Source organism: Spirosoma sp. KUDC1026 (genome assembly GCF_013375035.1).
Taxonomy (GTDB): Bacteria; Bacteroidota; Bacteroidia; order Cytophagales; family Spirosomataceae; genus Spirosoma.
Window position 1 is genome coordinate 4,644,583 of the sequence record NZ_CP056032.1, and the last position, 21,900, is coordinate 4,666,482.

Genomic DNA, 21,900 nt, shown 5'->3' on the forward strand with positions numbered 1-21,900 from the left:
AATTTTACGGATTATATGCACCTGTTCATTTGTTTATGAAGCACCTGTTTACCCTCTTTTTCTCTTTCCTCTTTTTTTTCTTTTCCCACGCTCAATCCGTCGTTTACGTTACGCAAAATGGCTCCGGCAATCAGTCGGGCGGCTCCTGGAGCGACGCTCTGCCCGGCCCCCAACTTCAGACTCGTTTAGCTTCGGCAGCCGCCGGAACTCAGTTCTGGCTTGCTTCGGGAACCTACAAACCAACCACCGGAACAGATCGCTCGATCAGCTTTTCAATCCCCTCGGGTGTTCAGGTTTATGGCGGTTTTGCGGGCAGTGAGGCCAGTCTGGCCAACCGGACGCTCACCAGTCCCTCCAGCACTACGTTGTCGGGAGACATTGGTTCGGCCAATGACAACAGTGACAATACGTACCATGTTGTTCGTATGACGAACGTATCAGCAAGCACGCGCCTGGATGGTTTGATAATTACAGGGGGGAATGCTAATGTTTCTAGTATGAGCGAAGAGAGCGTGGGGGGAGGTATTTATCACAGAAACAATCAAAGTAGTGTTGAAAGCTCTTCAGTAATTACCAACTGCTATATTATTAATAATAGAGCAGGTTACGGTGGTGGTGTAGAAAACAATGGCACTTCTAATGCTCAAGGAAATTTAACTTTTACTAATTGTACATTCAAAAACAATTCAGCTACGGGAGGTGATGGAGGAGCTTTACACTCTATAACAGGCAATGGCCGTTTGGCCGTAAGGTTGGAGAATTGCCTATTTGAAAACAACACTGCCCCTTTTCATAATGGTGGTGCTATTGCCAGTATGGGTAGTAACGATGCAAAGGGTATAGTTAACACAATACTCAAGAATTGTACGTTCACCCAAAATAGCGCCAAAAGTGGCGGAGCTATTCTGTTGGCAGGTTTCTTCGGTCAGTCAACTGCACTGATTAGTGGTTGTACATTTTACCGAAACGCAGCTCAATATAATGGTGGAGCTATTATCAGTGTTGGCTACTATGGTGGTATAGCCAATTCAAAACTCGAAAACTGTCTATTTGCTTTCAACTCAGCTTCTACGGGCGGAGCAATTAATAGTGATGGTGATCATGGTATTTGTAATGCTGAATTAAAGAATTGTACAATAGCTTATAATTACCTCGTCTTGCCAGATAATAATGTTGACAATGGCAGTGGAGCTTTGAGTAATGCTAACTCATCCGGCACCTGTTCATCAAAGCTTACGAACTGCTTACTCTGGGAAAATAGCACTCGCTATGCACTAAACCGTACTGGTATACTAAATGAAGGAACCGTTACTGTAACTGTAAACTACTCCAACATCCAAGGCGGCTTTGCTGGTACGGGAAATATAGACGCTGACCCACAGTTTGTGGACGCGGCCAATGGCGATTACCGACTAAAAGCGGGCAGCCCCGCCATTAACGCTGGTGATCCGGGCAGTACCGCTACTACTGTATCGGATAAAGATCTGGCGGGGAATCCACGTATCGCGCAGGACCGCATCGATATGGGGGCGTATGAGTTTCAGGTTACTTCTCAGAACAACGCCGACCTGAGCCTGAACTTACGCGTTAATAGCCGGACGAGTAATCTTAACCAGCCCGTTACGTATCGCCTGACAGTCACCAATGAAGGCCCCACCACCGCCACTAACGTCGTCTGGCAGAACCGCCTACCCGATAATCTGGTGTATGTAGGAGGTAGTAATCTCTCACTCAATAATGGCGTGCTCAGTGGTCAACTGGCATCACTGGCAGCGGGTACCTCCACTACGTTTACCTATCAGTTGCAGCCTAGTCAACCGGGGCAGTACCGTAACGCAGCCCAGATCATTGCGGCAGACCAACCTGATCCGGATAGCCAGCCGAACTCCGGTACGGGCGATGGTCAGGATGATACGTCGATGGACGATTTCCGGGCAGGCGGTGGCACCGCTGTGTACGCTTCGGCCAATCCGAATCAGACCCCGTTGCCCAACGTTCAATCTAACCAGCCCACGTCTGATCCCGCCAAAGCCGATTTGAGCCTGACGATGTTTGTGTCGAACCGGACGCCAAAAGTTGGCGAAGTCATCACCGTTTCGATTATCGTTAGCAACGCGGGCGGGCTTCCGGCTACTGGTGTTACGGTTCAACTGATCCTGCCAAACGGCGTAACGTTCGTTTCGGGCAGCGAGGTTAGTCAGTTCGGTACTCTTGGCGTGAACGCATCGGTAACACGCACACTACAGGTACGAATCGCTGGCGAGGGCCCTGTAACGCTGCGAGCAGAACTATCAAACAGCGATCAGCCCGACCCCGACAGTCGCCCCAACTCGGGACCCGATGGCGAGGACGACACAGCCACCGTTGACCTGCGCGTACAACCTGCTCTGTAATCCTTCGTTGACTCACTAGAACGGCGCAAGATGGCTCTCAAACAGCCATCTTGCGCCGTTTCTTGTTTACTGGTTGTATTTACTGCTTTATAGGATATGCTAACCCGCCTGATTCCTTCTACCAAAGAAGCCTTACCCGTTGTGGGACTGGGCACTTGGCAAACATTTGACGCGGCTACACCCGCCGAAAAAGAACCGCTGAAACAGGTTTTACAAACGCTGCATCAGTCTGGCGGTACGTTGATTGATAGCTCGCCTATGTATGGTCGCTCCGAAGCCGTAGTTGGTGAATTGACCGATGGGTCAGGGTTAGACAACCAGTTTTTCTACGCCACTAAAGTCTGGACGCGGGGCCGGGAAGCTGGTATTCAGCAGATGAACGAGTCGTTTAAACTGATGCGCCGGTCAAAGATGGACCTCATGCAGATTCATAACCTCGTCGACTGGAAAACGCATCTGGCTACGCTGAACGACTGGAAAGCCGCCGGTAAGATTCGATACATCGGTATTACGCATTATACAGACTCCATGCACGACGAGCTGGAGCAGATTCTGTCGAAGACACCCATTGATTTTGTCCAGTTCAATTATTCCATTGTTTCCCGCAATGCCGAGAAACGGCTGTTACCTGCAGCCGCCGATCATGGTGTTGCCACGCTGATTAACCGTCCTCTGGGCGAAGGTGGTCTGTTTGCCAAAGTGCGCGGAAAGTCACTTCCCGACTGGGCGAAGGAATACGCCGTTGAGAGTTGGGGGCAGTTCTTTCTCAAGTTTCTCATTTCGCACCCGGCCGTTACGTGCGTCATTCCCGGTACCAGCAAACCCAACCACATGGCCGACAACGCCCGGGCGGGTATTGGCCCCCTACCCGACGTAAAAACGCGGGAGAAAATGGCGGGGGTAATAGCCGCCCTGTGAGTACGCTAGTAGGCAGATCAACAGGAGTCTGAAACGGCTTCAACCAGATAATTAGATAAATAAACCTTCTGGCTCAAAGTTGGTAATTACAGAAAACAAACTGCTCAACGACCATGAAAACTCCTGAAATACTCGACAAACTGAACGTATTTGATCGTGAAGCCGCTCCAGTTGAAAAACTGGGTAAAGCAGTGGGTATCGGCCTGTTAGCTGGCCTGGCCGGAACAGTCGCGATCACCATCTCGCAGGCGATCGAGATGAAAATTACGGGCCGTGAACCCAGCAGTACGCCAGTCGATGCCGCTTCCAAAGTATTCGACACGAATCTGGCGAAAGAAGCCAATACGGATAAACAAATAGCCTCGCAGGGGGTCCACTGGGCCTACGGGACCAGTTGGGGTCTGGCGCGGGCTGTGCTGGGGCTGGCAGGCGTAACGGGAGCGCCAGCGACACTGGCTCATTTTGCCGCCGTCTGGGGGGCCGAACTGGTTATGCTGCCCAGCCTAAAACTGGCCCCACCCATCACCGAAGAAGAGCCAAAGGCAATTGGTATTGATGTCGTCCACCACGCCGTTTATGCATTGGCCGCCGGCCTGGTGTACGATGCTTTCGACAAATCGAAATAATTTTTTGACAGGATGAACAGGATTGGCAGGATTTGATTTTTATCCTACCAATCCTGTTCATCCTGTCAGAAAATCAGAAACCAATCTTTCCTTTACGGCTATTCGGTTTCTGGTCGGTCGCCCAGTCGCGCATCTCGGCCAGTTCTTTTTCGAAACCACCCGACAGGATCGGGAAACGGCACCACGACCGAGGATCGAGGTTGTGATCATCCAGGTGGAACGACGGCGCATACCGCTCACGCTTCCACTGGTTCCGACTCCAGAGCTTGAAGAACCGCTCCACCCAGACCAGCAGCATATCCCGGTCGTACTGCCCGGCGTAACGTACCTCAATCTGCTTCAGCACCTCAACGGGCGGCTGCTTGTCGCGAATGGCGGCAAGCTCGATTGAGTTCAGAACGTCGTAGGGCATCAGATCGTCTTCGTCGGTCTGCTTCCGATCCAGCGGACGTAACTCCGCCGTTGGTTGTAAGTTATTGACGGCGTGCAGGCCGCTAATTTTAATGAGTCGATCGGGCACTTCGGATGCGGCAGCCAGACTGGTACGATCTGTCGGCTCCGGCGCATTCTTTACGTTGAGACCCACGTTTTCCAGCCAGCGCAGCCAGCCCCGCAGGAAGTGCTTGTCGATACCGGTAATCGGGCTAATACTACCGGCCGTATCGCCATCCATCGTCGCGTAACCAACGGCCGCTTCCGAACGGTTCGACGTACTAAGCAGCAGGGCATTATTAATATTGGCCAGCATCCAGATACTTGGGGCGCGTACCCGCGCCTGAATATTTTGCAGCGCCAGATCGTCGGTATCCCATGATAATTCCCGGCCAAGCTGCTGTTCGATCAAACCCCGATACGTTTCGACCAGGCCGTTAATGTTAATATTCAAAAACTTGGCACCAATGGCCTCGGCCAGTTCTTTCGCCGAATTGAACGTATCGTCCGACGAGTTCTCGGTTCCCTGGTACATCACCGTCAGCAGTTTACCAACAACTTCTTCGGCTGTTGTGCAATCCTGAATAGCTTTGATATAGGTCAGTTTTTTCTTGACGCCATCGAGCCCCAGGTTCTCGACTGCCATCCGAATCATGAGGTAGACCGTGGCCGCAATGGCCGACGAATCGGCCCCACCCGATAGCGACAGTACGTAGCCCTGCGATCGGCTTTTACGCAGGTAGTCGAACAGACCCAGCGCTACGGCCCGGGCAAATTCTTCTTCTTTCAGGTAGCCCCCCCGCTCCCAGGCTTCGAGTTCGGGATGCTGAATCACGGGGGCAATATCCGGCCAGTCGAACGTATTGGTTACGCGCAGATTCGGGTACGCCAGCGCCAGATTTCCCCGGTTCTGAATTTGGTTCAGCCGGGTGGCTTCTACATCAACAACGGCCGGAACGATCACGAAATCTTCGTAACTCAGCCGCGCCCCCGACACGATCAAGTCTCCGTTGGAGGCCACCATCGCATCGCCGTCGTAAATAGCCCGGCCCGCTTCGTTACCCAGCAAATTGGCATAGACGTAGCTCACGCCAAATGCCCGCGACGCGTCGACCACGAATCGCTCGCGCACCTGCGATTTTAAAAACGCAAAGTGACTGGCTGTTGGGTTCAGGATTATGTCTACGCCACGTTCATACAAAATCCGGCCGGGCCGGTTGGCAATCCAGGCATCTTCGCAGATTTCAAACCCGATCCGAATACCGGACAGATCAAAGACAACATCCCCAAATGGATACATGAACTCACCAATCTTGATCTCATCCCGGACGTAGGGCGTCCAGGGCTGGAACCAGCGCGATTCATAGTGGATACCGTTGTTGGCCATGTACTGCTTCACGGCAAAACCCTGAATTCGCTTGTTGGCAATCAGGCAGGCTACGTCAAACAGGCGGTTATTGTGGCGCAGTGGCAAACCCAGTGCCACTGCGATATCATTCGTGTGTTCGACAATCTCCAGAAGTGATGCAATCGACTGATCGACGGTGTTCTGGGCGAAGAATGCATCTTCGCAGCCATACCCCGAAATACAAAGCTCGGGCAGACACAGCAAGCTTATCTTTTGGCGTTGTGCTTCCTCGATAGCGTTGATGATGTTCTGTTTATTATGCTCCCAGTCAAGCGGGGTCTGGTTGAGTACACCAGCAGCTACTTTGAGTAGTTTCATGGACAATGATGAATGAGTGAATGAGTGAATGAGCGAATGATTTTGCTCCCACTATCGATTGTTCAGTTTTATGGATAACAACGATGAACGGGAAATGGGTTTAGGTGGTGACATTTAGAGTTGTAATAGTACTCATTGCCAACACCCTGCAATAAACAGAACTATTTCATACTACTATTTGTCATAAAATCTAACAAATAGTACCACTATATGATTGAACGCCGTTCGTACGCAGCTCTGTTAGCGCATTTACCGAAACGCCAGGCAACCGTGATTACTGGCCTGCGCCGGGTAGGCAAAACAACTGCTGCCCGCTATCTGCTCAGCAAGGTAACGCACGAAAACGTACTGTATCTTGATCTGGAAAAAGCTGAAAATCGATTACTGTTCAATCAACCCCTTTATGGCGATATCGAAACAGGACTGCGTACCCTCGGCTTGAACCTCGACCAGCCAGCCGTTTTAGCGCTTGATGAAGTACAGTTGGTAGCTGCGGTGCCCAGCGTAGTTAAATACTTATATGATACATACAGTATCAAGTTTATTCTGACGGGCTCAAGTTCGTATTACCTCAAGAATCACTTCACCGAAAGTCTGGCTGGCCGGAAGCGTATTTTTGAACTCTATCCGCTTGACTTTAGCGAATATCTCGCTTTCCGCGAATACAAGCCGGCACAGTATCAGCCCCTGGCTTGTAAATCTGTCAATACTACAGCCTATGCCCTGTTCCGGTCAGATTACGAACAGTTTATCAGGTTTGGCGGCTTTCCAGAAGTTGTTCAGGCCGAGACCAATGACGACCGAATTGCGTATCTAAAAGATATTGTTAACGCTTATGTAGAGTTAGACATCAAACTGCTGTCAGATTTCAGTGTAAGCGATGATCTATACAAACTATGCCAGCTCCTGGCAGTCCATACGGGTAGTCGGCTCGACGCAAGTAAGCTCAGTAGTATTCTGGCTATTAATCGCCACAAAGTAACGGATTACCTTAACCTGTTTGAATACACCTATTTCATTCAGCGGATTCCGGCCTTTACCACCAATATAGACCGGGAAATATCATTACAAAAGAAAGTTTATCTGGCTGATACGGGTTTGTTGGCCGTGTTAGGGCAAGTCAGCAGTGGCCAGCAATTTGAAAACGCAATAGCGATTCAGTTGGCCCGACTTGGCCAGGTTAGTTATTATCAGCGACGTAGTGGGCAGGAGATAGATTTTATCTTGAACCAGCAGGTAGCGATTGAGGTAAAGGAAACTCCGACGCCATACGATTTAAACGTACTGGCAGATCGGGCTTCATCAATTGGCTTGTCGGAGCGATGGCTCGTTGGCAGAAAGGCCCCGGGCAACCCATTTGACGATTGGTACTGGGGGGGCAATCTGATAACGACGTAAATGCAGTCGCCTTCTTCTTGATTACGCTTTTGTTAAAACCCACACGCAGGCTGTCAACTCCCTGACAGAGTTCGTATTTTTGTCTGTACTTGTTCGACCGATAGACGTATGGATAATCGACGGGAGTTTTTGAAGAAAGCGGCCTTGCTGGCCGGAAGTGCGGGTCTGCTGGATAGTTTACCCGAATCGATTCAGAAAGCGCTTTCCATTGCTCCGGCGCCCGGCAGTACGTATCTCGACGCCGAACATGTCGTTATTCTGATGCAGGAAAACCGGTCGTTCGACCACTGTTACGGTACCCTGCGGGGCGTTCGGGGTTTCAACGATCCACGAGCCATTACGCTCCCTAACCAGAACAAAGTCTGGCTACAGACCAATGCCGCCGGTAAAACCTACGCGCCTTTTCGGCTGAATCTGAAAGACACGAAGGCGACCTGGATGAGTTCGCTGCCCCATTCGTGGACGAATCAGGTTGATGCCCGTAACGACGGCAAATACGACCGCTGGCTGGACACCAAAGCTTCCGGTCACACCGACTACGCGCACATGCCCCTGACGCTGGGGTATTATGACCGGGAGGACATTCCATTTTATTACGCACTAGCCGATGCGTTTACGGTCTGTGACCAGCATTTCTGCTCGTCGCTAACGGGGACCACACCCAACCGCTCTTACCTCTGGAGCGGCACCATCCGGGAAGATACCAACGCTCCCGCCCGTGTTCGCAACGAGGAACTTGACTATGACCACCTGGCGAGCTGGCCTACTTTTCCGGAACGGCTGGAAGATAACGGAATTTCCTGGCGGGTGTACCAGAATGAGATCAACCTGTCGAGCGGTCTGACGGGTGACGAGGATTCGTGGCTGGCTAATTTTTCGGATAACCCCCTCGAATGGTTTTCGCAGTACAATGTCAAAGCGGCTGCCAGCTACCGACAATTCCGCGCTGATCAGCTTCAGAAGCTGCCCGGCGAGATCAAGGCATTAGAAGAGAAAATCAACACGCTACCGGAAACGACGCCCGAAGGCAAGAGTACCCGACGCGCCCTTCGGCAAAAGAAAGAGCAACTAGCCTACCTGACCAAAGAGGCCAGTCAGCCAACGAAAACCGTTGATCAGCTCTCGCCCCGCGAGCAGGCGCTCCATCGTAATGCGTTCGCCACGAACAGCGGTGATCCGGCTTACCGGCAACTCAGTACGTTTACGTACCAGGACGGTACAGAAACCCGTACCACTACGTTACCCAAAGGCGACATTCTGCATCAGTTCCGCACGGATGTCGAAACGGGTATGTTACCTACTGTCTCCTGGGCAATCGCGCCGGAAAACTTCTCAGATCATCCAAGTGCCCCCTGGTACGGTGCCTGGTACCTGTCGGAGATGCTCGACATTCTGACCAAAAATCCGGAGGTCTGGAAAAAGACAATCTTTATCCTGACCTACGACGAAAACGACGGTTACTTCGACCATGTACCGCCTTTCGTGGCTCCCCACCCCGACCGCCCAGAAACGGGTCTGACCTCTAAAGGCATCGACACCCGCAATGAGCACGTAACGCAGGAGCAGGAAATGGCTCGCCCGGTGAAAGACCCGAAAACGAGTTCGCGCGCCAGTGCCATCGGGTTGGGCTACCGGGTGCCACTAGTCATCGCATCGCCCTGGAGCCGGGGTGGCTACGTCTGCTCAGAGGTGTTCGACCATACGTCGGTGCTCCAGTTTCTGGAAGGTTTCCTGAGCCATAAACGCAACAAAGACATTCGCGAAACCAACATCAGCGACTGGCGGAGAACCGTTTGCGGTGACCTGACCTCCGTATTCCGCCCCTACAACGGCGAGTCAATCGCCATGCCGACGTTTGTCGCCAAAGACCCGTTTATTAAAAGCGTTCACAAAGCGAAATTCAAGGACGTGCCCAGCAATTTCCGGGCACTGAGCGAAGACGAAATCCAGCAGGTTAATCAGCAAAAGAGCCCGGCGCTGTTGGCTCGTCAGGAAAGCGGCACGCGTCCCGCGAACGCCCTCCCCTACGAACTTGCCGCCGACGGCAAATTAAGCACCGACAAAAAAGCGTTTCAACTTACCCTGTCGGCCCGTAACAAACGGTTTGGTAAAGCCTCGGCCGGGTCGCCGTTTATGGTGTACGATATGAACACCCACTCAGTACGCGACTATGCCGTTTCGCCCGGTGATGCGCTGACCGATACCTGGCCAGTTGCCAACGGCAGCACGTATCATTTCCGGGTATACGGTCCCAATGGCTTTTTCCGGGAGTTCATGGGTAAACCAGCCAGTTCGTCGATACAGATCCAGTGCGATGATTTACTGCTGACGCCTAAACGGGTTGCCGGTTTGACGTTTACCTTGACCGGGCCAGCCGACAGCGTCGTTACCATCGTCGACAACGCTTACCAATACGGCTCGCAGGAAAAAATGCTTGGTACTAAATCTGCCTCGCTTCAATTCAACCTGGCTAGTACACAGGGCTGGTATGATTTCAGCATACGGGTTGATGGTGATACTACGTTCGAGCAGCGGTATGCTGGCCGGGTGGAAACGGGTGCGGCCAGTATCAGCGATCCGGTGATGGGTATTGTATTTACGACGTAGCGATTGCTCACAGAACATCGCTATGTGTTCTTTCATGCAAAAACGTCTTCTTTTCGTACCTCCTGATATACAGGCCCGAAAGACGTTAGGTAGTTAGCGTATGAAACAGGTAATGGAGATATTGCCAGCCCGTACTGGAGTAAAAATGTAGCTTCTAGTTCAGCAATACGACGAATTTCAGCATAGGTATCTACCTGCTCGTCGGTTAACACGACCATCAGATCAATGTCTGACTCGTTATTATAGTCACCACGAGCACAGGAACCGTATAGCACAACATCGCGTAGCCGATCGCCATACAGCACCAGCAAAGCATCTTTAAACTCGTGAATAATAGACTCAACAGCTGGGTTGATCATACTACTAAAATAACGTATCTCCTTACATTCTGTCAAGTTTTACTCATGCAGCGTGGGTGCTGGCAATTGCCCTGACTGCACTTCCAGCCGATCAACCTCAACTTGATACCGCTTTCTGAAATACAAAAACGACGTAATCACCAAACCGCTGTAAAGCACCGCCAGTATGTAGGCTCCATTGACAAAGAAGTCGAGGTAGCTGATGGACGCGTGCCCGAAGTTCTTGTACAGAAGTACCGCCACACTACCCATATAGCCATAGTAATCGGCCAGCGTTACGATGAAGCCTACCGTGCTCACGTAACGAAAGGAAGCGACTAAACGCTCAAAATACAGACCGTTGCAGGGTACATACCCCATGTAAAGCCCCAGGCCTGTCAGCAGGAACCAGGTGCCGGTTGTCAGCAGCCCTATACTATACGCCCAGGTGCTGAACCCAACCAGCAGACCACCGAGCAGCATGATTCCGTTCAGCAGCGCAAACGCCCGAAAATTGTTTGTCACCCGTTGTAGCAACGCCATCACGACCAGCACACCCACGGCGACCAACGTTTCGGTCTTCGCGAAAATACCCGGATTTGATACCCCTGCATCCTTCAGAATTTCAGGGCCGAAGTTGTCGCGAAAGTCGCGGAAAGCCGACAGTACTACGTAGGAGATTAACAGCAACACCAGCCCCGGTCCGAAGTTGCGCACGAACGCTTTCCGTTCACCGGCGTTCATCGGTTTACGCTCAGTACGTAACGCCTGATCCTCGGCCGTCGGCGGGGGTAATAAGGTCAGCGCGTACACGGAGAGCAGCAGCGGCACCACAAACAACCCTCCCGTTACGAATGGCAGCCAGAACTCCGAGACACCCCAGTCGGCACGGATCGTCAGCGCTACGGTTTTGACAAAACCCGACGCGAAGATGAACGAAGCCGTCAGCCCTGCCACCAGCGCATCGGTCTGCCGACGACCTTCCAGAAAGCCCAGCATAATACCGTATACCATGCCGAGCGGCAAGCCGTTCAGGAAGAGAAAAACAATGTTCCAGGGAGCAGGTACCAGGGCAAAGCCCAGTAGGGCCAGCTCCGACAAACCAATGAACAGCAGAAGGTTCAGCGCCCGGCGTCCCGGCGACATTTCGGATACGACTTTAACGCCAATGCGTTTAGACGCGGCATAGCCCAGCACCTGCGCCGTAATGAGCCAGATTTTGTAGCTGATCCCCGCAAAGGCAACACCCTCGAACGTAACGGCCGTAATACCCTTACGGAAGGCATACATGCAGGCATAGGTGCAGAAGGCCGCTATGGCGCCAAACAGAACAAAGACAGTCGGGTGTCGGAGGAAGCGCATCCAGTTACGTTGATAAGCAAGCACAAATTGCCACAAACTACAATCTACTCGCTAGAAACACCAGTCTTGCGCGTTTCTTCGCGTCAATTTGGCCAGATAATACGCTAAGTCAGGCGTAGGTAAACCGGGGATTTTGGCCTGCTCGTCCCAGACGCGCATTTGCAGAATTCCTTTCATGTAGGGAGTTGCTTCAAAATCTGCCGCTTCCTCAGCGGTCATCGGTCCACCCTGAAATTCCAGGGTTTTCAGGCTCGCTTCGGACAGACGCGCAAAGTAATTCGGGTTTTTGAACGTCAGATACCGCTTGGCGTTGACGTGGTGTTCAATAAGCTGCGCAGTCTTCTCCGAGAAACCCAGTCCCCGCAGGTAGTCAGCGCCCAATCGCTCGTGGTCGATGGTGCCGTACCCGTCCATGTATCCATTATCGGCGGGTAACAGATGACCAATGTCATGCAGCAGAGCCGCCAGAATCGTATCGGTATCACTTCCGGACTGCTCGGCCAGTTGAGCGCATTGCAGGGCGTGTTCGAGCTGGGTAACCGGCTCCCCAAAATAAGCCTCGTCGCCACTCTGGGCGAATAAGGCTATAATCTGTTGTGTGACGGGTTGATTCATTAGCTGTAGTGAACAAATGTCCGTTCGACGGTACCGTCATCGTATAGATCGAAAAGCGCGTAACCCGCCTTGGTTTGCTGGTACACCTCGCTTTTCCACCAGTTACCACTTACCGCGCCGTTGCAATAGTACGATACGTTGTTGTAATCAACCCGGTCGAGTAGGTGCATGTGACCGCTCAGAGCCGTTTTTACGTTCGGATACTGGTAAAATAGCTTCAGCAGTTCGGGGGTGTTCGATAGTACCAAGCCCGCTGAGATCCCCCATATGCCATCCTTCACGTTTGCTTCACTGAAGAAACCCGTCGGGCTGAAAATTGGAATATGAGACAGAACCAGGATTGGTGTCTTCGTATCCGTTTTTGCCAGGTCCTGTTTCAGCCAGTCCATCTGCTCCGGGTCGATGTTCCCTGTGTACCACGTTTCATCGGGTTTGACCTGGACGCTATCCAGAATAATGAAATGCCAGCCGTTCCTGTCGAACGAACGGTACCGGTTGCCAATTTTCATCAGATCAACCGCCCATTTTTTCCCGTACATCGAATCGGACTTCGCTTGCGCATACCCCCAGATGTCGTGGTTACCGATGCAGTATTCGATGGGCAACGAGTTGTTGGCTTTCGCCACCGTATGCCAGGCATCCCACTGCTTCTGCACCTCAGCGCGATCCTGTTTCAGGGCGTCCATAATCACATCACCACCGTGTAGAATAAACGCCGGTTTGTCTTTCTGATCCTGCACGTGATGAAAGCACCGGCCAACAGCTTCCATCGGTTTGGCGTCGGGCGTGATGTGCGTATCGCCGATATAGGCAAAGCGGACGCTACATTTACGAGCGGCCTGCGACACATTAGGAATGAGTTCAGACGTTGTGGCCAGCGGCAGCAAAGTCGCTGATTTCAGGAGGGATCTACGATTCATAAGGGTAGCAAGGATTATACAATTTACAAACAGCTAGAGTATGTCGAACAAGCCTTTTTGTCATGCTGACGCAGCCGGGCGGCTGGTGCCGAAGCATGACAAAACCAATCTGATGTATTCTCGGTGATTTATCTGGCAAGCCATGTCTTAAGGGATAAAGATGGGGTTCGTTACCGGTTATTGCCGACCACCGTTTCGATCGGTGCGCCCACCGGGTGGGCAGCCGTAAAGGTATACCCCAGCAGTTGGGCCAGCGTGGCCGCAATCTGATTCTGATACAGCAACGGACCAGCTTTCTGCTCGCCCGATGTAGCGACGCCCGGTCCCATAGCGCCCAGCCAGATTTGGTACGAATCAACCGTTTTGTTGCCGTGGCTTTTCCATTGTGCTTTGGGCGTATGGCCCCGCCCGTGATCAGTCGTGATGAGCAGCGCCGTTTTCCCGGCGTACTGTGGCATTTTCTGAATCATCTGCCAGAGATCAGCCAGGTACGTATCAATCGACTTCACCATGTTCAGGTGATCCAGGTAACGACCCGCGTGGGCCAGGTCGTCAGTTTCATCAAACGACAAAAACAGCACCCGCGGCTGATGCTGCTTGACGTATTGCCGCGCCGTAAAGTACGTCAGAAAATCGGCCCGGACGCCATCGCCAAATTCACGGGGATAGAGCGTCGTTAGATCGCTCAGGAGTGAGTCGGCGCCCGTGCGGGGCTGTGCCGGTTCGTTGGCGGAGCTGGCGTAAATACCGCTGCGTTTCTCGTTGACGGCCGCTTCGATAACGTCCCAGGACGAGAAGACCGCGACCTTACCTTTCAGCTTCGGCTGCTGATTCAGAAACTCCAGCACCGTTACATTCGGGTTGTCGACCTTATCATTAGAATCAATCCGATCATCGGCATACCCGCTTAGAATTTCATTGTAACCGGGATAGCTGAACCAATGAGGGTTCGTTACGTTCATGCGGTTTCCCAGCTTCCGGTTTCCATAGAGCTGGCCCTGCTTGCCTATCGTATTCCACAGGAACGGCATAACCAACTCCCGCCGTTCGGTCGGCGTAGGCTTCCAGAACGCCTTTCGGGCATTGGCCGTGTCGCGGGTGTAGACGGGGTCGAACAGCAGCGTCGAATCCGCGCCGTTGAAGACTTCCTGCCAGCGGACGCCGTCCAGCGTAACCAGAATCACGTTCTCGGCCGGTTGTGCCATTGCCGAGGTGCCGAGCAGCAGGCCGATCCAGAAAAGGAATTTTCGCATCATGGTACAATATAAAAGCCTGCACGGTTTTTCGACCGTGCAGGCTCCATTACTCAATCATTATTTCAACAGCCACATCTGGACGTTGATGTCGTCGTTACCACCGTACTGGCTCGTTACGGCCGCCGTGTTGTTAGCGGTGTTGTACGACCGCTCAGTAGCCGGATACTGCCAGCGCAGCGGAATCCGTTGGCTATTGCCCGTGCCAGGCCCGATCAGGAACGTTGGTACGCCCGTTCGACGCTGGTTATAAAACGCTTCCAGACCGGAGTTCTGCGCAAACGCCAGATACTTCTGGGTCAGGATCTGCTTCTGACCGTCGGCCGTGTTGCCCGCGTATTTTACAGCTGGCTGCGCGTAATAGTTGGCGAAGTTTACATTGACCGTATACGTATTAAAGTTGCGGTAGCCGCCATCCGCCGAAAAATAAACGGTGTTGGCGCCCTCAGTAATTCCGTAAAACGACCACGATGCTTTAATACCGTTCTGGTAGTACGTCTCGGCATTGCCCGCCGACGTGGATGCGGTCACCCAGCCCCGGTTTACGCCTTCGGCCAGAATGAACTGAAGTTCAGGATAGCCCAGGATGATATAGGGTTCGGCTGTGTAGGTGCTGTAATAATGTTTCCGGTTCTGGAATGAATACAGCCCCTGGTTTGCGTTCGACGACATAATGGCCAGGTCTTCGCCCGATGATGCCCCCACGAAGGCCGCAAAATCGGTTGGCTGGATACCCGCGGCCACTTTCGTCGTAGCCGGTTCGGCCACGACAAACGTACGGGGGTCTTTCAGGCTGGTCAACGTACCGAGGTAGGTAGCAGCCATATTCTCGCGAGTAGCATTCTGGCCAAAGTTATCGGGATTCCGGTTGTACTTATTAAATTGGTTGTTGTAGACGTACTGCAGATTATCGTCCAGCGACGCCATTACCGGATATTTCGACGGGTTGTTGACTACTTCAGCAAAACGGGTTTTTACGTTCAGGTCCGTATCCGCTTCTTTCCGGCTCAAGCTTATCAGCACCCGCAGTTTATAGGTGTTGACAACCTTTTGCCACTTGCTCAGGCTGTTTCCCAGGTAGATATCCCCCGCCAGGATATTATCGTTTTTGGCGATCAGGGATGCCAGATCAGTATTTGCGGCATCGAGCCAGGTCAGCACCTGTAGATACACCTCTTTCTGGGTGTTGTACTTGGGCGTCTGGTTTTCTAGTCCCAGCAGGGCTTCCGTCATCGGCAGGTCACCGACGCGCTTGGTCATGTTCTCGAAGAAATATGCCCGAAAGAATTTACCCAGCGCCGAATACGCATTCACGTCGGGCAGACCAGCTTTTTTGGCTTCTTCTTCCATTTTCACCACGTTTTTCAGCGTTGTGTAGTTGAGCCCCGTCGTCGTCCAGCTGTATTCGTTGGTCGAGTAGTAATTGTAATTACTGGCATAGAACTGGTTGTACCGCTGGCTGTCGTTCCAGCCACCACCACCGGCTACGCTGTACATATCATTCAGTACGCCGTTGAACACCAGGGATGCGGGTGCACTTGTTGGCCGGTTCGGGTCCTGTTCGAGTTGATCGAAGGATTGTTCGCAGCTGCCCAGAGTTAGCAGGGCAAGCAGCGGGAGAATGTATTTGTGTCGTTTCATTTGATAAGATCGTTTGTAATGTCTCCCTCACCCCTAGCCCCTCACCCAAAACCAGATCTTTTAGGTGAGGTCTGACCACCCCCTGCCCCCTCCTAGAAAATTAGGAGGGGGTGCTTAAAAGGTCACTTCTGCTGGTCCCCCTCCTGTTCTAGGAGGGGGCAGGGGGTGGTTAGAGCCGCCCTAAAAGATTAGCTCTCGTTATTGGGAGATGGGCCGGGGGTGAGGTAGTTATTAGAATACCAGATTTAGATTGATACCGTACCGGCGGGTTGTTGGCGTTTGCAGGCTGGAAATACCGCCCGTCAGAAACTGATCGAGGTCGATGTCCTTGTACTGCGCGAAGTAGAGCAGGTTACGTCCTACCAGCGATACACTCGCCTGCCGAACACCAAATCGGCTTGTCAGACGGGTGGGCAGTGAGTAGCCGATGACGACTTCCCGCAGTTTAGCAAAACTCCGGTCCATCATAAATGATTCTTCAGCTCCGTATACGCGCGCAATGTAATCCTGTGCGAACGTTGCCGTTGTGTTAGGCGCGTAGCGAAGTTCGCTGTAGTTCAGCACGTTACCATTTACGTCATAGTTAAGCTGGCCACCTGTCAGCACGACACCACTACCTACGTACGACTTGATGTTCTGCACGTCATTCACACGAGCGGCACCCAGGGCGCCCTGTACCGTTTCAATGTTACGTCCGCCCTGGAACGTTTTCTGCCGAACGTAGTTGCCAATTACCCCACCCACGCGGCCGTCGAACTGGAAGCTGAACGTAATGTCGCGGTAGCTGAACCGGTTGTTGATCCCCCAAACGAATTTAGGGTTGACGTAGCCCAGGAACTGCGATGTCGGATTCACGATCGGGCGTCCGCCCGCATCGTTGATCAGCTGTCCATCGGGCGTGCGCACAAAGGCTCTGTAAAAAAAGCTGTCGGTACGATCGCCTACGTTAATGAAGCGGTTGCTGTTACTTCCGTTAACAAAATAGTTGGATGCAATCGTGTTGATCCCACCGTCGGGATACACTTCCTTCAACCGCTCTTTGTAGGTCGAGTAGTTGGCTACTACGTCCCAGTTGAAGCCGCTGTTGCTCCGTAAAGCTTTGCCCGTCAGCGAGATTTCCCCTCCTTTTTTCTGGGTCATGATCCCGTTCACGAGCCGACCGGTGTACCCCGTTGCTTCCGACGAAGGCAGTGTAAAAATGCGCGGTCCGTCGTTACTGATGTAGTAAGCTCCGTCCAGCACAATACGGTTGTTCAGGAAACGGATGTCCAGCCCCACTTCTGTCTGCGAGGTCGAGTTAGGCTGCAGGTTGGGGTTGTTCAGCGTGTTCGTGTAATACGCGCCCGGTTTGTTGTTGTACAGCAGCGGCAGCGAGTACACGGCCGAGTTCTGATAAGTCGGTCCGCCGTACGACGATGCGTAGTTGTCGCCGTAGCCCAGTGGGAACGAGGCCCCCGGCGTGGCACCGATGGTTGACTGCGTCAGACCGTCTTTTACGTTGGCGTACGAGGCCCGTACTTTCAGGAACGAGATACCCAGCGCGCTCGGAATCTTCACGTAATCCGAAATAACCGTGCTCAGGGCTACCGATGGATAGAAGTAAGCGTTGTTTCCCTTTGGCAGCGTCGAGAGTTTATCCAGACGGCCGGTGGTGGTCAGCGTTACGTAATCGCGGAACGTAAAATCAGCCGAGTAATAGGCCGACAGCACCCGCATGTCAGCGGTGAAGTTGTTGGCAATGACCGGGTTCGACGAGTTGGAAAAGTTGTACACGCCCGGTACGTTGAGGTAGTTGGTACTGGCGTAGTCGGAGTTGTAATTAAAAATCCGCGCTTCGCCACCGGCCAGGGCATTGATCGTCAGGTTACCGCCTATGTTTTTGTTGTATTGCAGCAGCATCTGGTTGATGTTGTCGAACAGGTTCCGGCGATCTTCGCGGTAATCACCACGACCTTCTTCGCGACCATAGGTGGTAGCCGAGTATGGTAGCTTCTCCGTCCGCAGCAGGTTGTAGGTCGTCAGCTGCGTTTTCGCCGTCAGTTGCAGTGCGTCGGTAATCTGGTACCGCAGCGAGGTATAGCCGTACAGGTTGTTGTTGTAGTGACCCCGCTGCCAGTATTTCGCCAGGAACCAGGGGTTGTTGTAGCGCTGGTATTCAGCATAGATCTGCTGCGTACCTTCCCGGCCCGGTTGCCAGATCTGCTTCATGTCGTCGATGTTCCAGTCGGCACCGCCCCAGGCAATGATGTTATAGATTAGCGAGTTCGGTCCGTAGCTCACGTCCGGAAAGTTGGGCGTGTACTGTCGGTTGAAGTTCATGCTCGCTTCAAAGCGCAGCTTTGGCGAAAAATTGTAGCCGCCCGTCAGGTTAAAGTTCGTTACGTTCAGTTTCGTGTTCGGCACCAGACCGCGCTGGAAGTTGTGCGACAGCGAGAAACGCATGTCGTACTTGTCGCCCGAAGCCGCGATCGCGACGTTGTTATTCGACAGAATTCCCGTCTGGATAAACCGGCTCAGGTTGTCTTTACCGCGTGGCAGAAACGGCGTTGGCTGGCGGTTGCTGGTAAAGGTTTTTCCGTTCGGGAAGGTCGTCGTAAACGTCTGCCCCGGCACAACCGGACTATCGTACTGCGGTATCAGCTGGCCGTTCAGCGCAGGCCCCCAGATGTCGTAGTCACCGTCGTTCAGGCCGTTGCCCTTCCCGTCGCCAAATGCATAAACACCATGGTCACCAGGACCGTATTCGTCCTGCACTTTCGGAATCGCCAGGAAACCCTGATCGAACATCTGGCTGGTGTTCACCTCTACCGAGAAGCCGCGTTTGTCTTTCGTGCCCCGTTTGGTCGTAATCAGAATCGCGCCGTTCTTACCCCGGAAACCGTACAGGGCCGAAGCCGAAGCTCCTTTCAGTACGGTATAGGTGTCGATATCGTCGGCGCTGATGTTCCAGGTGTCCGACGTAATGGGGATACCGTCGACCACAAACAGAACGTCGGAGTTACCCCGCAGCGAAATGTTCGGGCGACCGAGCAGCTCGGCCGAACTACCAATCGTTAAACCCGATACTTTACCCGTCAGTGAGTTGATCGGGTTTGGTTCACGCGCTTTCAGCAGCTGCGCCCCATCAACCGTCTGGATAGTAACCCCCGTCTGCCGAACGTCTTTCTTAATTCCTAATGCAGTAAAGACGACCTCGTTCAGTGTTGTTGTCCCGGTTTTCATCGATACGTTGATCACCGATCGGCTACCTACGGGTACTTCCTGGCTGTCGTAGCCAATAAATGAAAACGCTAACGTAGCGCTGGCCGGATTGCTGACGTTCAGGCTGTACGTACCGTCTTCGCGGGTGGTCGTACCGGTGCTACTGCCCTTGATCAGGATTGATACGCCCGGCAGCGGCTGTTGATCATCGGCCGATGTCACGCGGCCAGTGATGGTCTGGGCGAACGCCGACAGCGTGCCGACGCAAACGAGCAGCCAGGTGCACGTCAGCGAGCGCAGGCGACGGCTCGTTCGCGTTACAGGGAGAAAAAACTTCATATAAAGCGCAGGTTAGTTTGTATTCCCCGCAAAAGTATCGGCCGCAGCCCCCAAACTCAGTCAACTGTTTATCAACACTTTATAAAGAGTTTTACCAAAATTTCACGTAAGCTTAATCTGATTCGTTTTGCCGAATCGAAAGGATAGTACCCATGCGCCAGTCCGTTCAGTTAATCGACAGGCCAGCATTATTTTGTCGACCCGGCAAACAAATAGCCCACAATGAACTTAATACACCCGTAACATAACAGCGTCTTTTTCACTGAATCCGAATTACGGATTCAGTACACCACCCTTGCAGCAATGTACGCGCAAACGGCTTCCTACGGGTGCTGTTACGTGACGCCGGTGCTCCTGCAAATCAACTTATCAGGGTATGTCAGTCATCAGGAAACTTCTTGTCTACTTCTTACTACTAGCTGGAAGCCTGCTTATTCTGATTACCCTCTGTTCACTGATTTACAGCAGTTCGCTCTGGTTCCTGCAGGTGCTGAACTTCCCCCGCCCGGAGGTGCTCATCGCGCTGATCGTATGCCTGACGGCCTATCTACTGGCGAGCAAACAACAGACGATTGCCCGACGGGTCTTTCTGACCGGGATGGTCGTTTCCATCGGGATTCAGGCGTACATTCTTTTCCCGTACAGTCCGCTTGCCAACGAAGCCGTACGATCAGCCGAGCCAGCATCCGTTAACCGAAAATCCGTTTTCAGCATTCTGGTCGCCAATGTTTGGATTGAAAACCGTCAGGTCAATGACCTGCTGAACATCATTGCCGACAAAGACCCGACGTTTGTACTGACGATGGAAGTAAATGACTGGTGGGTCGGTCAGCTGCAGGTGCTCAAAAAACGCTACCCATACACTATAACATTTCCTACGGACAACGCCTACGGCATGGCCTTGCACTCCAAACTACCCCTGAACAACCCCCAGATTCAGTTTCTCCATCATCCACGCGTTCCCTCGTTCTGGGCCGACGTTACGCTGCCTGATGGCAAAACGTTTCGACTGGTTACCCTTCATCCGGTGGCACCGGCTCCCAGCAAATACCCTACGAACATTGGAGGCAAGGAAGTAGCACTGGTGCGAGCCGGGCGTATGCTTGCCGGCCATTCCCAGCCAACGGTGGTAGCCGGCGATTTTAACGACGTGGGCTGGTCGCACAACACGACGAAGTTTGCCCGTGTCAGTGGTTTGCACGATATCCGATACGGGCGCGGTCTGTACAGCACGTTCAACGCCCATTCCTGGCTGATGCGCTGGCCCCTGGACTACGTCTTTGTTTCCAGTCACTTCAGGGTGCTTGCCGTAGACCGACTACCGGGCTTTGGCTCCGACCATTTCCCGTATTACGTGCAATTGACGTTACAGCCCTGACCACATGGCTGCCGATACTTTCTCCGGCGTAGCCCGTGCCGGAAGGCTCTCCCCTGGTACCAATGTCTATCACAACCCATACGGATGCGGAAGGATACGGCATGCTTGAGGGGTTTAGCCGGGCTTTATCTGTGGAGCTGAATCATAGCCCCCTCTTTTGTTGAAAAAAGTTTACAAATCGGCAACTAATCCGCTCCAGCTACTGTCATATTAGTAAAGCAACTTACGTAGTTTACCTAAACAAATATGACACACCTCGACGACCCACAGCTAGCGACTGACTTACGAACGGTAGTTTCCCGGCTTATGAAAAAACTGCGCAGTCACTCATCGGGCCGCAGTCCGCTATCGATGACCGAACGTAGTGTTATCAAATTACTGCACGAAGAGCCGAACCTGCTGCCGGGCGAACTGGCCAAACGGGAGAAGGTTACTTCTCAATCGATGTCGCAGATTTTGCAGCATCTGGACACGCTGGGCTACATCGTCCGGCAACCCCAGGAATCGGACCGGCGCAAGGTAAGCATTTCACTGTCGGAGGCCGGTCAGCAGTTTCTGGATACGACCCGGCACGAACGCGACGAATGGTTAAGCGACGCCATTCACCAAACCTGTTCTCCAGACGAACAGTTGTTATTACGCAAGGCGCTGGGACCGCTTAACCGGCTGCTGGCTATTGATTAGAAGAAAGAGAAAAGACGTGAGACGCAATAGAAAAGACACAAGAATAAAGACAGAGTTATGATCCGTAAT

15 protein-coding genes are annotated in these 21,900 nt (G+C 52.7%); 7 read left to right on the forward strand and 8 right to left on the reverse strand.

Annotation, left to right across the window (positions count from 1 at the left end; all coding sequences use genetic code 11):
* The first annotated feature begins 35 nt into the window (after nt 1–35).
* From HU175_RS19515 to HU175_RS19525, 3 genes are all read left to right on the forward strand, one after another.
* Nucleotides 36–2,393 (forward strand): DUF11 domain-containing protein, encoded by a 2,358-nt coding sequence (locus tag HU175_RS19515; RefSeq protein WP_176568175.1) that lies wholly within the window; start codon nt 36–38, stop codon nt 2,391–2,393.
* 96 nt (nt 2,394–2,489) lie between these two features.
* Nucleotides 2,490–3,311: an aldo/keto reductase gene (locus HU175_RS19520; protein ID WP_176568176.1), complete on the forward strand. Its 822-nt coding sequence runs from the start codon at nt 2,490–2,492 to the stop codon at nt 3,309–3,311.
* Nucleotides 3,312–3,424: 113 nt separating this feature from the next.
* Nucleotides 3,425–3,937, forward strand: coding sequence for a hypothetical protein (locus HU175_RS19525; RefSeq protein WP_218037007.1), 513 nt, complete (start codon nt 3,425–3,427; stop codon nt 3,935–3,937).
* Nucleotides 3,938–4,010: 73 nt separating this feature from the next.
* On the opposite strand, the gene nadE is transcribed toward HU175_RS19525, so the two are convergent.
* Complete coding sequence (gene nadE, locus HU175_RS19530) at nt 4,011–6,095, reverse strand: NAD(+) synthase (RefSeq protein WP_176568177.1); 2,085 nt, start codon at nt 6,093–6,095, stop codon at nt 4,011–4,013.
* Between the two features lie 210 nt (nt 6,096–6,305).
* Between nadE and HU175_RS19535 the strand changes: the two genes are divergently transcribed.
* Together HU175_RS19535 and HU175_RS19540 are read left to right on the forward strand one after the other, a co-directional pair.
* Nucleotides 6,306–7,493 carry an ATP-binding protein gene (locus tag HU175_RS19535; RefSeq protein WP_176568178.1) on the forward strand — a complete coding sequence of 396 codons (1,188 nt, stop codon included), beginning with the start codon at nt 6,306–6,308 and terminating at the stop codon, nt 7,491–7,493.
* 108 nt (nt 7,494–7,601) lie between these two features.
* Complete coding sequence (locus HU175_RS19540; RefSeq protein WP_176568179.1) at nt 7,602–10,100, forward strand: phosphocholine-specific phospholipase C; 2,499 nt, start codon at nt 7,602–7,604, stop codon at nt 10,098–10,100.
* Between the two features lie 32 nt (nt 10,101–10,132).
* On the opposite strand, the gene HU175_RS19545 is transcribed toward HU175_RS19540, so the two are convergent.
* From HU175_RS19545 to HU175_RS19575, 7 genes are all read right to left on the reverse strand, one after another.
* Entirely contained in the window at nt 10,133–10,459 is a 327-nt protein-coding gene (locus tag HU175_RS19545) for a nucleotidyltransferase domain-containing protein (protein WP_176568180.1), read from the reverse strand.
* 39 nt (nt 10,460–10,498) lie between these two features.
* The gene (locus tag HU175_RS19550) at nt 10,499–11,800 is read right to left on the reverse strand and encodes a DUF5690 family protein (protein WP_176568181.1); all 1,302 of its coding nucleotides are present in this window, start codon (nt 11,798–11,800) and stop codon (nt 10,499–10,501) included.
* Nucleotides 11,801–11,851: 51 nt separating this feature from the next.
* The gene (locus tag HU175_RS19555; RefSeq protein WP_176568182.1) at nt 11,852–12,415 is read right to left on the reverse strand and encodes an HD domain-containing protein; all 564 of its coding nucleotides are present in this window, start codon (nt 12,413–12,415) and stop codon (nt 11,852–11,854) included.
* Nucleotides 12,415–13,335 carry a metallophosphoesterase family protein gene (locus HU175_RS19560; protein ID WP_176568183.1) on the reverse strand — a complete coding sequence of 307 codons (921 nt, stop codon included), beginning with the start codon at nt 13,333–13,335 and terminating at the stop codon, nt 12,415–12,417. Before HU175_RS19560 ends, HU175_RS19555 begins: the two co-directional genes overlap by 1 nt.
* Before the next feature lie 170 nt (nt 13,336–13,505).
* Nucleotides 13,506–14,591 carry an alkaline phosphatase family protein gene (locus tag HU175_RS19565; protein WP_228724217.1) on the reverse strand — a complete coding sequence of 362 codons (1,086 nt, stop codon included), beginning with the start codon at nt 14,589–14,591 and terminating at the stop codon, nt 13,506–13,508.
* Between the two features lie 57 nt (nt 14,592–14,648).
* Nucleotides 14,649–16,229 (reverse strand): SusD/RagB family nutrient-binding outer membrane lipoprotein, encoded by a 1,581-nt coding sequence (locus HU175_RS19570; RefSeq protein ID WP_176568184.1) that lies wholly within the window; start codon nt 16,227–16,229, stop codon nt 14,649–14,651.
* A 231-nt stretch (nt 16,230–16,460) separates the two neighbouring features.
* Complete coding sequence (locus tag HU175_RS19575; RefSeq protein WP_176568185.1) at nt 16,461–19,769, reverse strand: SusC/RagA family TonB-linked outer membrane protein; 3,309 nt, start codon at nt 19,767–19,769, stop codon at nt 16,461–16,463.
* Between the two features lie 376 nt (nt 19,770–20,145).
* On the opposite strand from HU175_RS19575, the gene HU175_RS19580 reads away from it, so the two are divergent.
* Together HU175_RS19580 and HU175_RS19585 are read left to right on the forward strand one after the other, a co-directional pair.
* Entirely contained in the window at nt 20,146–21,147 is a 1,002-nt protein-coding gene (locus HU175_RS19580; protein WP_176568186.1) for an endonuclease/exonuclease/phosphatase family protein, read from the forward strand.
* A gap of 306 nt (nt 21,148–21,453) precedes the next feature.
* Complete coding sequence (locus tag HU175_RS19585) at nt 21,454–21,831, forward strand: MarR family winged helix-turn-helix transcriptional regulator (RefSeq protein ID WP_176568187.1); 378 nt, start codon at nt 21,454–21,456, stop codon at nt 21,829–21,831.
* The last annotated feature ends 69 nt before the right edge of the window (nt 21,832–21,900 follow it).

Excerpts from the sequence above, each read along its gene's own strand:
- HU175_RS19585 (WP_176568187.1), top strand. The coding sequence starts at position 21,454 with ATGAAAAAACTGCGCAGTCACTCATCGGGCCGCAGTCCGCTATCGATG.
- HU175_RS19525 (WP_218037007.1), top strand. The coding sequence starts at position 3,425 with ATGAAAACTCCTGAAATACTCGACAAACTGAACGTATTTGATCGTGAA.
- HU175_RS19540 (WP_176568179.1), top strand. The coding sequence starts at position 7,602 with ATGGATAATCGACGGGAGTTTTTGAAGAAAGCGGCCTTGCTGGCCGGA.
- nadE (WP_176568177.1), bottom strand. The coding sequence starts at position 6,095 with ATGAAACTACTCAAAGTAGCTGCTGGTGTACTCAACCAGACCCCGCTT.
- HU175_RS19565 (WP_228724217.1), bottom strand. The coding sequence starts at position 14,591 with ATGATGCGAAAATTCCTTTTCTGGATCGGCCTGCTGCTCGGCACCTCG.
- HU175_RS19575 (WP_176568185.1), bottom strand. The coding sequence starts at position 19,769 with ATGAAGTTTTTTCTCCCTGTAACGCGAACGAGCCGTCGCCTGCGCTCG.
- HU175_RS19550 (WP_176568181.1), bottom strand. The coding sequence starts at position 11,800 with ATGCGCTTCCTCCGACACCCGACTGTCTTTGTTCTGTTTGGCGCCATA.
- HU175_RS19580 (WP_176568186.1), top strand. The coding sequence starts at position 20,146 with ATGTCAGTCATCAGGAAACTTCTTGTCTACTTCTTACTACTAGCTGGA.
- HU175_RS19520 (WP_176568176.1), top strand. The coding sequence starts at position 2,490 with ATGCTAACCCGCCTGATTCCTTCTACCAAAGAAGCCTTACCCGTTGTG.
- HU175_RS19535 (WP_176568178.1), top strand. The coding sequence starts at position 6,306 with ATGATTGAACGCCGTTCGTACGCAGCTCTGTTAGCGCATTTACCGAAA.
- HU175_RS19515 (WP_176568175.1), top strand. The coding sequence starts at position 36 with ATGAAGCACCTGTTTACCCTCTTTTTCTCTTTCCTCTTTTTTTTCTTT.
- HU175_RS19545 (WP_176568180.1), bottom strand. The coding sequence starts at position 10,459 with ATGATCAACCCAGCTGTTGAGTCTATTATTCACGAGTTTAAAGATGCT.
- HU175_RS19560 (WP_176568183.1), bottom strand. The coding sequence starts at position 13,335 with ATGAATCGTAGATCCCTCCTGAAATCAGCGACTTTGCTGCCGCTGGCC.
- HU175_RS19570 (WP_176568184.1), bottom strand. The coding sequence starts at position 16,229 with ATGAAACGACACAAATACATTCTCCCGCTGCTTGCCCTGCTAACTCTG.
- HU175_RS19555 (WP_176568182.1), bottom strand. The coding sequence starts at position 12,415 with ATGAATCAACCCGTCACACAACAGATTATAGCCTTATTCGCCCAGAGT.